We start from the raw sequence: 10,937 nt of genomic DNA, 5'->3' as shown, positions 1-10,937 counted from the left end.
GCAGAAGATTCCGGGGTTCTGGGACTTGATCAGCGGCGATGTGCCAAGGGTCATCATCGAAATCCGAACCCGCGATCTCGACCCGGCACTGTGGCAGGGCGATTACGAAAACGATCCGCTGTTTCGCGAGAAGGTCCAGAACTGGGTCAACCAGCTCTGGATCGAGAAGGATCAGCGCATTGCTGAACTGAAAAGCGAGCGCCGCTGAATCAACTGCCGGTGCCGGCACCCCAGATCCCGCCCAGGCTGCTCAGCAGCGAACCGCCGACGCCCTGCTGGCCGAGGTATTGCAGGAGCACCGGGGTAAACAGGCCGATCATGCCGCTGTCCATGCCCAGGGCGCTGAAGGCGTTGTTCAGGTCGTTGGTGTTCTTGACGTTACCCAGGGCATTGTTCAGCCCTGCGGCTTTGCCGCTGGAGCCGAGCAGACCGGCCAGTGCACCCAACTCACCGCCGCCCGAGAGCATGTCGATGCCCGGCACGCTTTTGGCCAGTTCCGAGTAGTCGGTTGAACTCAACTGGTTCTTCGCCAGCCCCAGCATCGCCCCGGCGCCGCCGATGGCTTGTTGTGGGGTGATGTTCAATTCACTGAGGGTGCTTAGCAGGTCGGCTGTCTGCGGCGCCGGTGCGGCAGTCGCGGCCGCGTCACCACCCTTCATGCCCGAAATCGCATTGGCCGCATCGCTCAGGCTGAACTGCGCAAAGGCAGGGCTGGCGGACAGTGCCAACAGCGAAGCCAATGCAATGCCGCGTGAAATCTTCATCCAGACATCCTCTTGAGCCATGAAACCATCCGAAAACCGGCGGTAAAACTGCCGGTTTGACCAGATATCCTCAATCATGTTCCTTACCGCGCATCCGTTTTTACCCCGGTCACGTATAACAAACGTTAAACCCTGGATGCCGCGAGACGAATAAAGCGCCAACACAACCTATCAATACTGATAGTACCCACCGCAGTTCCACTCCCCCAACATGACGACTCCAAACCATGTAAAGGAGTACATCATGATACGTAAAACACTCGCGGCAAGTGCCGTACTACTGTCGGTATTCACAGCCAACGCCCTTGCGGCAACCACTATGTGTCCGTCAGTTGCAAGCATCACACAAAAGCAGGAGGAACAAGGCTACAGCTACTCCGCCCCCGGGCCGAACGGCCGCGTCTGGGTAGGTGAAAACCCCTATGCCAGCGAGGGAGATCTTGAAACCTTCGTATTCACCGGAGCGCTCTACCGGACCGTCAGTTCCGAAGGTAATACGGATGTAGTTTCGTGTGATTACGAGGGTGACGACTGGTACGCGTTTGCCAGGATGACGTTGTACTCCTTCAGAGAGTGGGCTCCCGTCAAGGGCACAAAATGGGAGGCGCAACCCATTAAAGAAAAGGCCGGCGCGTCCAACAAAGCCAAGTCCGTTGAACACTGCGATTCACGGGTCGAAAAGGAATGTGAGTTCAACTACAGAGTCCTGACCATGCCACCAACAGGCCATTGAACACAAAAAAGGGCGACCCCGGTCGCCCTTTTTTAGCCCAACGCTTTACGCCGCGCTGAACATCTTGTGCGGATCGATCACAAACTTCTTCGGCACGCCGGCATCAAACTCACCATACCCCTGCGGAGCCTGATCCAGGCTGATCACCTGAACGCCCACCACTTCGGCGATGTTGATGCGATCCCACATGATCGCCTGCATCAGTTGGCGGTTGTACTTCATTACCGGGGTCTGGCCGGTATGGAAGCTATGGGACTTGGCCCAGCCCAGGCCGAAGCGGATGCTCAGGCTGCCCATTTTCGCGGCGGCGTCCACGGCGCCCGGGTCTTCGGTCACGTAGAGGCCGGGGATGCCGATCTTGCCTGCCACTCGCACCACGCCCATCAGCGAGTTGAGCACAGTGGCCGGGGCTTCGTGTTTCACGCCGTCATGGCCATGGCCACGGGCTTCGAAGCCAACAGCGTCGATGGCGCAATCCACTTCCGGCTCGCCCAGCAGTGCAGCGATCTGTTCGTGCAGCGGCGTTTCCTGGGACAGGTCGGCGATTTCGAAGCCCTGGGCCTTGGCGTGAGCCAGGCGAACGGTGTTGACGTCCCCGACGATCACCACCGCCGCACCCAACAGACGGGCCGAAGCGGCTGCCGCCAGGCCGACCGGACCGGCACCAGCGATGTACACGGTGCTGCCCGGGCCAACGCCAGCGGTCACGGCACCGTGATAGCCGGTCGGCAGGATGTCGGAGAGGCAGGTCAGGTCGCGGATTTTTTCCATGGCCCGGTCGCGATCCGGCAGCTTCAGCAGGTTGAAGTCGGCGTACGGCACCATGGCGTATTCGGCCTGGCCACCGGTCCAGTCGCCCATGTCGACATAACCATAAGCTCCACCGGGACGCGCCGGGTTGACGCTCAGGCACACGCCGGTGTGCATCTCTTTGCAGGAACGGCAGCGCCCGCAAGCCACGTTGAACGGTACGGACACCAGGTCGCCGATATTCAGGTTCTCGACGTCGCTGCCCTTCTCGATCACTTCGCCGGTAATCTCATGGCCCAGCACCAGGCCGGTTTGCGCTGTGGTACGCCCGCGCACCATGTGCTGGTCGGAACCACAGATGTTGGTAGACACCACACGCAGGATGACAGCGTGTTCAATCTTCCTGCCGCGCGGGTCCTGCATTTTCGGATAGTCAATACTCTGCACTTCGACCTTGCCAGCGCCGAGATACACCACTCCACGATTACCAGACATGCTTTCACCTCGATGTTGTTTTTATGAAACCGCGTTGCCCAGGCAGGCAGCGCGTTAAGTGCTCGGGTTATTGCCTATGTGTCTTGTGTTGCTTGTCAGGGCTTCATCGCGAGCAAGCTCGCTCCCACAGTGGGCCGGGGCGGACACTAGGTTTGTAAACGACACAAAACCCTGTGGGAGCGAGCTTGCTCGCGATGGCGATCTAGAGAACGACTGTTCTGTTCGCGTTCAAAAATACGCGTCTCTCAATGTGATACCCGACGGCCCGCGCCAGCGTCAGCCCTTCGATATCCCGCCCCTTGGCGATCAAGTCTTCCGGGTAGTGGCTGTGGTCCACTGCCTCCACGCCCTGGGCAATGATCGGACCTTCGTCCAGGTCGTTGTTGATGTAATGCGCCGTGGCGCCCACCAGTTTCACGCCCTTGTTGTAGGCCTGGTGATAGGGCTTGGCGCCCTTGAACCCGGGCAGCAGGGAGTGGTGGATGTTGATCGCCTTGCCATCGAGCTTGCGGCACAGCTCCGGCGACAGCACTTGCATGTAGCGTGCAAGGATCACCAGTTCGGCGCCGGACTCTTCGATCACCTGCCACACCTGACGCTCTTGGGACGGCTTGTCGTTCGGATCCAGCGGGAAGTGGTAATACGGAATCTGGTGCCAGTCGGCCAGCGGCTTGAGGTCCGGGTGGTTGGAGACCACGGCGGCCACGTCCATCGACAACTGGCCGATGCGCTGGCGATAGAGCAAGTCGTTGAGGCAGTGATCGGCCTTGGAGACCATGATCACCACTTTCGGCCGATAGTTCGGCGCGGTCAGTTCGAAGATCATGTCAAAGGCTTCGCCACGCTCGGCCAGGCCCGCGCGGAACGACTGCTCGTCGAAACCGTCAGGCTGGCGGAATTCCACACGAATGAAGAAACGGCCCGAGAGCCGGTCATCGAAGGAGTGGTGCTCGGTGACGTAGCAGCCCTGCTCGAACAGAAAGCGGGTCACCACGTCCACCGTGCCGAGCAGGCTTGGGCAGTCGGCGGTCAGAATCCATGTGTCTGGGGCGCGGCTCATGGTGCGGTGACTCCTGAGAAATCGGTGGATGCCTACTGTAGGAGCGAGCCCTGCTCGCGATGGAGGCCAACGATGACGCGTACTGTCTGATTCAACGCGCTGCCTTGAAGTCCATCGCGAGCAGGCTCGCTCCTACAGTGACGGTGGTGATCAGGCCTGAACGCTCAGCCCATACTCGGCAGAAGCATCCTGCAACCACAACCACCAGTAATCCGAGAAGCTGCGACGAATCAGCAGTTCCCAGGTGTCTTCAGCGGTGTGACGGATCATCAGTTGCGACTTGGCGAATACCGTGCCGACAGCTTTGCCCACCGGGAAGTTGTTCGGGTGCACGTCGTAGCTGGTGGACTTCATCAGCACCTGGCGCACGTTCGGGCCGCTCAGTTCGAGGAGTTGCTGGCCACCGCTGACGTTGACGATTGCAATGTGCAGATCGCCCAGCGCTTTGCGCAGTTTCTGCTCGGCGGCAAGCTCTTCACCGGTCGGCACGATCAGCAGCCACTCATCCGGCCCCATCCATTGCAGGCTGGTTTCGCCTTTGACGATGACGCTCAGCGCGCCCGGCAATTCGATGCCAAGGGCCTTGTGCACGCCCGCGGCAAACGCGGCATCGTGGCCATCGCCACGAATGGTCAGGTGGCCGAGGAGTTTTTTCTCACGCACGGTCACGCCGGCGTTCTTGCGACCCTTGCCCACCAGGCTGGCGAGATCGGCGTGATGCAGCGACGACTCGGCCTTGGCCCCGGAGGTTGGGCGTTGTTGGTAAACATTGGCTGCGGTCATAAAGCACCTGTCTTGAATTTTGTTGGTTCCGGCCCTTGTGGTGGCGCTTCTGCCGCCATCGCGAGCAAGCTCGCTCCCACAGTGGACTGATGCCTGACACAAATTTTTCTGGCGACTTCAATCCTGTGGGAGCGAGCTTGCTCGCGATGGCGGCAGCTCACACTCCACAGGACCCGAAGCCTTTACACGTTCTGGCGTTCGCCCTTCGGATCGAAGAACACCGAAGGAACGATTTCCGCCTCGATCACGCTGCCGTCGGCCAGCGGTGCGAACACGCGCTCGCCCATGCGGTTCAGGCCGCCCTTGACCACGCCCATGGCGAACGAATAGCCCAGGGAGTTGTGCAGGTAACTGGAGGTCACGTGACCCACCATGGTCATCGGGATCGCCTGCTTGGTGTTGAACACCAGCTGCGCGCCTTCCGGCAGCCATTTGTTCGGATCGATCGGCTTGAGGCCAACCAGTTGCTTGCGCTGATCACGCACGCAGTCTTCACGGTTCATGCCACGCCAGCCGATCCACGAGAACGGTTTGGTGCGACCGACACACCAGCCCATGTTCAGGTCGTCCGGGGTCATCGAGCTGTCAGTGTCCTGGCCGACGATGATGAAGCCCTTCTCGGCCCGCAGCACGTGCATGGTTTCGGTGCCGTACGGCGTCAGGTTGTACTTCTTGCCGGCGTCGACGATTTTTTCCAGCACGCCCATCGCGTAGTCGGCCTGCACGTTGACTTCGTACGACAGCTCGCCGGTAAACGAAATCCGGAACACCCGCGCCGGCACACCGCCGACCAGACCTTCTTTCCAGGTCATGAACGGGAAGGCTTCGTTGCTCAGATCGATGTCGGTGACTTCGCTGAGCAGCTTGCGGCTGTTCGGCCCGGACAGGGTCATGGTTGCCCAGTGGTCGGTGACGGAGGTGAAGTACACCTTCATGTCCGGCCATTCGGTCTGGTGGTACAGCTCCAGCCATTGCAGGACGCGCGCCGCGCCGCCAGTGGTGGTGGTCATGACGAAATGGTTGTCGGCCAGGCAAGCCGTCACGCCGTCGTCGAAGACCATGCCGTCTTCTTTGCACATCAGGCCGTAGCGCGCCTTGCCCACGTCGAGCTTGGTCCAGGCGTTGGTGTAGACGCGGTTGAGGAACTCGCGCGTATCCGGGCCCTGGATGTCGATCTTGCCCAGGGTCGAAGCGTCGAGCAGGCCGACGCTGTCGCGCACGGCTTTGCACTCACGCTTCACTGCCGCGTGCAGGTCTTCACCGGATTTCGGGAAGTACCACGGACGTTTCCACTGGCCGACGTCTTCGAACTCGGCGCCGCTCTTCAGGTGCCATTGATGCAGTGCGGTGTAGCGCACCGGCTCGAAGATGTGCCCACAGTGGCGACCGGCCACGGCGCCAAAGGTCACCGGCGTGTAGTTCGGACGGAACATGGTGGTGCCCATCTGCGGGATGGTCACGTTCAGCGAGCGGGCAGCGATGGCCAGGCCGTTGACGTTGCCGAGCTTGCCCTGATCGGTGCCGAAGCCCAGCGCGGTGTAGCGCTTGACGTGCTCGACCGACTCGAAGCCTTCGCGGGTCGCCAGTTCGATGGCGGCGGCGGTGACGTCGTTTTGCAGGTCGACGAATTGCTTCGGCGCCCGTRCGGTGTTCTTTTCATGCGGCACCTGGAACAGCGCCAGGGTCGGCTCTTCGAGACGGCTCAGGGCTTTCGGCAGTACGCCTTCGACGGTCTGGAACCCGGCTTCAGCGGCGGCGCGGGCGCCACCTTCAAAACCGTCGGCCAGAGAATCGCCAAGGCCGTAGACGCCGTTAATGCCGCCGACGCACACGCGTTTCTGCGGCGCTTCACCCGGTACGAAACCGAGGATGTCTTCGCGCCAGATCGGCTTGCCACCCAGGTGCGAAGCCAAGTGAACCACCGGGCTGTAACCACCGGAGCTGGCCACCACGTCGCAGTCGAGCCATTCGCCTGGGCTGGTCACGGTGTGGGCTTTGACATCGATGGCAGCCACACGGGCAGCGGTCACGCGCTTGCTGCCACGGGCCTCGATCACGGCGCTGCCGGTGAGAATGCGGATACCTTTGGCGCGTGCTTCTTCCACCAGCGCGCCACGCGGGTTGCTGCGGGCATCGGCGATGGCCACCACTTGCAGGCTGGCATCGAGCCAATCCAGGGCAACGCGGTAGGCGTGGTCGTTGTTGGTCGACAGCACCAGCTTCTTGCCCGGTGCCACACCGTAACGGCGCACGTAGGTCGAGATGGCGCCGGCGAGCATGTTGCCCGGTACGTCGTTGTTGCCGTAGACCAATGGACGTTCGTGAGCGCCGGTCGCCAGCACCACACGCTTGGCGCGAACCCGGTGGATGCGCTGACGCACCTGGCCGATCGGAGCGCGGTCACCGAGGTGATCGGTCAGGCGCTCGTGAATGGTCAGGAAGTTATGGTCGTGGTAGCCATTGACGGTGGCGCGCGGCAACAGCAGCACGTCCGGGGTGTTCTTCAGTTCGTCGATGACGCTGGCGACCCACTCGGTCGCAGGCTTGCCGTCGAGGCTTTCGCGGGAATCGAGCAGGCTGCCGCCGAACTCTTCCTGCTCATCGGCGAGGATCACCCGGGCACCGCTGCGCGCAGCCGCCAGGGCAGCCGCCAGACCGGCAGGGCCGGCACCGACGATCAGCACGTCGCAGTGCTGGTTCATGTAGTCGTAGGTGTCCGGATCGTTCTCGGTCGGCGAGCGACCCAGGCCGGCGGCCTTGCGGATGTACTTCTCGTAAGTCATCCAGAACGATTGCGGGTACATGAAGGTTTTGTAGTAGAAGCCCGGTGGCATCAGCTTGCCGCCGACCTTGCCGAGAATCCCCATCATGTCGTTGTTCACGCTCGGCCAGCCGTTGGTGCTGGTGGCGACCAGGCCCTGATACAGCGCCTGTTGCGTGGCGCGCACGTTCGGGATCTGCGTGGCTTCGGTGGCGCCGATCTGCAGCACCGCGTTCGGCTCTTCAGCACCGGCGGCGAAGATGCCGCGCGGACGGGAATACTTGAAGCTGCGACCGATGATGTCGACGCCGTTGGCCAGCAGTGCAGCGGCCAGGGAGTCGCCTTCGAAGCCTTTGTAGTTCTGGCCGTTGAAGGTGAAGCTCAAGACTTTGTTGCGGTCGATCCGTCCGCCGTTGGACAGGCGATTGATCTGGCTCATACCTTCTCTCCCAGAGCCGTGCTGGCCGCTTTCGGGCTATCGGTCTTGTCGGTGAATTGTGGCTTGGTGCCGATCTTGTAGGTTTCGAGAATCTCGTAGGTCACGGTGTCGCGGGTGGCGTTGAAGTACTGACGGCAACCGGCAACGTGATCCCACAGCTCGTGGTGCAGACCGCGCGGGTTATCGCGGAAGAACATGTAGTCGCCCCACTCCTCGTCGGTGCAGGTGTTCGGATCCAGTGGGCGCGGGATGTGCGCCTGGCCGGATGCATGGAATTCCTCTTCGGAGCGCAACTCGCCGCAGTGAGGACAGAAGATATGCAACATGGGGATTTCTCCTGTTAGTGGGCAACCGCAGCAGCGCCGTGTTCGTCGATCAACGCACCGTTGTGGAAACGGTCGATGGAGAAAGGTGCAGCCAATGGGTGCATTTCACCCTTGGCCAGGCTCGCGGCAAACACGTTGCCCGAGCCAGGTGTGGCCTTGAAGCCGCCGGTGCCCCAACCGCAGTTGAAGAACATGTTCGGTACCGGGGTTTTCGAAATGATCGGGCAGGCATCCGGCGTGGTGTCGACGATGCCGCCCCACTGACGGTTCATGCGTACGCGGGACAACACCGGGAACATCTCGACGATGGCCTGGACGGTGTGTTCGATCACCGGGTAAGAACCGCGCTGGCCGTAGCCGTTGTAACCGTCGATACCGGCGCCGATCACCAGGTCACCCTTGTCGGACTGGCTGATGTAGCCGTGCACGGCGTTGGACATGATCACGCTGTCGATAATCGGCTTGATCGGCTCGGACACCAGCGCTTGCAGCGGGTGGGATTCGATCGGCAGACGGAAACCGGCAAGTTTGGCCATGTGCCCGGAGTTACCCGCAGTGACCACACCGACGCGCTTGGCGCCGATGAAGCCCTTGTTGGTTTCAACGCCGATGCACACGCCGTTTTCCTTGCGGAAACCGATCACTTCGGTCTGCTGGATCAGGTCCACGCCGAGGGCGTCGGCGGCCCGGGCAAAGCCCCAGGCCACGGCATCGTGACGAGCCACGCCGCCGCGACGCTGGACGGTTGCGCCCATCACCGGGTAGCGCGTGTTTTTCGAGCAGTCGAGGTACGGAATCTCGTCAGCCACTTGCTTGGCATCGAGCAGTTCGCCGTCGACGCCGTTGAGGCGGTTGGCGCTGACCCGACGCTCGGAATCACGGATGTCCTGCAGGGTGTGGCACAGGTTGTAGACGCCGCGCTGGGAGAACATCACGTTGTAGTTCAGGTCCTGGGACAGGCCTTCCCACAGTTTCATCGCGTGTTCGTACAGGTGCGCCGACTCGTCCCACAGGTAGTTGGAGCGAACGATGGTGGTGTTGCGCGCGGTGTTACCGCCGCCCAGCCAGCCCTTCTCGACCACGGCCACGTTGGTGATGCCGTGTTCCTTGGCCAGGTAGTAGGCCGTTGCGAGACCATGCCCGCCACCACCGACGATGACCACGTCGTAGACCTTTTTAGGGGTCGGCGTGCGCCACATTTTCTGCCAGTTTTCATGATGGCTGAGAGAGTGTTTGAAGAGGCCGAAGCCCGAGTAGCGTTGCATAGTCATTTACTCCAAAACCGCACTCAGCGATAAACCGGGAAGTCCGCGCACAGGGCCGCCACTTGCTGCGCAACATTCGCTTCGACATCGGCATCGCCGAGGTTGTCGAGGATGTCGCAGATCCAGCCGGCCAGTGTGACGCACTGGGTCACCTTGAAGCCGCGAGTGGTGACTGCCGGGGTGCCGATACGCAGGCCGGAGGTCACGAACGGCGACTGTGGATCGTTCGGGACAGCGTTCTTGTTCACGGTGATGTGGGCGCGACCGAGGGCTGCATCCGCCTCTTTGCCGGTCAGACCCTGACGGATCAGGCTGACCAGGAACAGGTGGTTGTCGGTGCCGCCGGACACTACATCGTAGCCGCGTTTGATAAACACGCCGGCCATCGCCTGGGCGTTGTCGATCACTTGCTGCTGGTAAGCCTTGAAGCCAGGCTCCAGYGCTTCCTTGAAGCACACTGCCTTACCGGCGATCACGTGCATCAGCGGGCCGCCCTGGGCACCCGGGAAAACTGCCGCGTTGAGCTTCTTCTCGATTTCTTCGTTGGACTTGGCCAGGATCAGGCCGCCACGTGGACCGCGCAGGGTCTTGTGGGTAGTGGTGGTGACCACATCGGCGTAAGGCAGCGGGTTCGGGTACAGACCAGCGGCAACCAGACCGGCCACGTGGGCCATGTCGACGAACAGCAGGGCACCGACCTTGTCGGCGATCTGGCGGAAGCGCGGGAAGTCCAGAGTCTTGGAGTAAGCCGAGAAGCCGGCAACGATCATCTTCGGCTTGCACTCGACGGCCAGGCGCTCGACTTCGTCGTAATCGATCAGACCGGTCTTGGTGTCGATGCCGTACTGCACGGCGTTGTACAGCTTGCCCGAGGACGACACTTTGGCACCGTGGGTCAGGTGACCGCCGTGGGCCAGGCTCATGCCGAGGATGGTGTCGCCGGCTTGCAGCAGGGCCAGGTACACGGCGCTGTTGGCCGAGGAACCGGAGTGCGGTTGCACGTTGGCGTAATCGGCGCCGAACAGTTGCTTGGCGCGTTCGATGGCCAGGGCTTCGACCTTGTCAACGTGTTCGCAGCCACCGTAGTAGCGCTTGCCCGGATAGCCTTCGGCGTATTTGTTGGTCAGGCCGCTGCCTTGCGCTTGCATCACGCGCTTGCTGGTGTAGTTCTCCGACGCGATCAGCTCGATGTGATCTTCCTGACGTTGCTCCTCGGCATTCATCGCCGCCAGCAGTGCATCGTCGTAACCCTGGATCTGGTCTTGCTTGCTGAACATCGCGTCTCTCCCAGCGGCGGCGGTGCGCCATTCGTCTCGGTGAGGCACTGGCTTTTCGGCAGTGCCCTTTGGTAGCGATGGTATGACTGGCTTGGAGTCGTCAAATGCCTACGGGCGCCACGCAAAGGTGCGTTTACGACATGGCGGGAAATGGCATGCCGAACACGACCGTCGATCCGGCGTAGATCCCCTGTGGGAGCGAGCTTGCTCGCGATAGCGGCATCACATTCAACATTGATGTCGACTGACCCGCCGCTATCGCGAGCAGGCTCGCTCCTACAGGG

9 protein-coding genes and 1 pseudogene are annotated in these 10,937 nt (G+C 61.6%); 2 read left to right on the top strand and 8 right to left on the bottom strand.

The window, feature by feature from the left end:
* Positions 1 to 208 (top strand): annotated as a pseudogene (locus tag ACXRVY_RS09050) (acyltransferase); the annotation flags it as partial.
* Between the two features lies 1 nt (position 209).
* Here ACXRVY_RS09050 and ACXRVY_RS09045 read toward each other — a convergent pair.
* Positions 210 to 764 (bottom strand): DUF2780 domain-containing protein, encoded by a 555-nt coding sequence (locus ACXRVY_RS09045; RefSeq protein ID WP_223456838.1) that lies wholly within the window; start codon positions 762 to 764, stop codon positions 210 to 212.
* A 244-nt stretch (positions 765 to 1,008) separates the two neighbouring features.
* Here ACXRVY_RS09045 and ACXRVY_RS09040 point away from each other — a divergent pair, with 244 nt between their 5' ends.
* Positions 1,009 to 1,497 (top strand): hypothetical protein, encoded by a 489-nt coding sequence (locus ACXRVY_RS09040; RefSeq protein ID WP_223456836.1) that lies wholly within the window; start codon positions 1,009 to 1,011, stop codon positions 1,495 to 1,497.
* A gap of 45 nt (positions 1,498 to 1,542) precedes the next feature.
* Here ACXRVY_RS09040 and fdhA read toward each other — a convergent pair whose 3' ends face one another.
* The 7 genes from fdhA to glyA all read right to left on the bottom strand — a co-directional run bounded on the left by fdhA (position 1,543) and on the right by glyA (position 10,653).
* On the bottom strand, positions 1,543 to 2,742 hold the full coding sequence (gene fdhA / locus ACXRVY_RS09035; protein WP_223456834.1) for a formaldehyde dehydrogenase, glutathione-independent: 1,200 nt from the start codon (positions 2,740 to 2,742) through the stop codon (positions 1,543 to 1,545).
* Positions 2,743 to 2,944: 202 nt separating this feature from the next.
* Positions 2,945 to 3,802, bottom strand: a complete 858-nt coding sequence (gene purU, locus ACXRVY_RS09030; RefSeq protein WP_223456832.1) for a formyltetrahydrofolate deformylase — start codon at positions 3,800 to 3,802, stop codon at positions 2,945 to 2,947.
* 150 nt (positions 3,803 to 3,952) lie between these two features.
* Positions 3,953 to 4,585, bottom strand: coding sequence for a sarcosine oxidase subunit gamma (locus ACXRVY_RS09025; RefSeq protein ID WP_007980412.1), 633 nt, complete (start codon positions 4,583 to 4,585; stop codon positions 3,953 to 3,955).
* A 182-nt stretch (positions 4,586 to 4,767) separates the two neighbouring features.
* Positions 4,768 to 7,785 (bottom strand): sarcosine oxidase subunit alpha, encoded by a 3,018-nt coding sequence (locus tag ACXRVY_RS09020; protein WP_458237272.1) that lies wholly within the window; start codon positions 7,783 to 7,785, stop codon positions 4,768 to 4,770.
* Positions 7,782 to 8,111, bottom strand: coding sequence for a sarcosine oxidase subunit delta (locus tag ACXRVY_RS09015; protein WP_223456827.1), 330 nt, complete (start codon positions 8,109 to 8,111; stop codon positions 7,782 to 7,784). The genes ACXRVY_RS09020 and ACXRVY_RS09015 overlap by 4 nt, the downstream gene beginning before the upstream one ends.
* A 14-nt stretch (positions 8,112 to 8,125) precedes the next feature.
* Positions 8,126 to 9,376 (bottom strand): sarcosine oxidase subunit beta, encoded by a 1,251-nt coding sequence (locus ACXRVY_RS09010; RefSeq protein ID WP_038981138.1) that lies wholly within the window; start codon positions 9,374 to 9,376, stop codon positions 8,126 to 8,128.
* Between the two features lie 23 nt (positions 9,377 to 9,399).
* Positions 9,400 to 10,653: a serine hydroxymethyltransferase gene (gene glyA, locus ACXRVY_RS09005; RefSeq protein WP_223456825.1), complete on the bottom strand. Its 1,254-nt coding sequence runs from the start codon at positions 10,651 to 10,653 to the stop codon at positions 9,400 to 9,402.
* Between the last annotated feature and the right edge of the window lie 284 nt (positions 10,654 to 10,937).

It is taken from the genome of Pseudomonas sp. P5_A2_2, from assembly GCF_054177685.1.
Note: the sequence above shows the minus strand (reverse complement) of the source record. Positions and strands in the feature narration are given on the sequence as shown.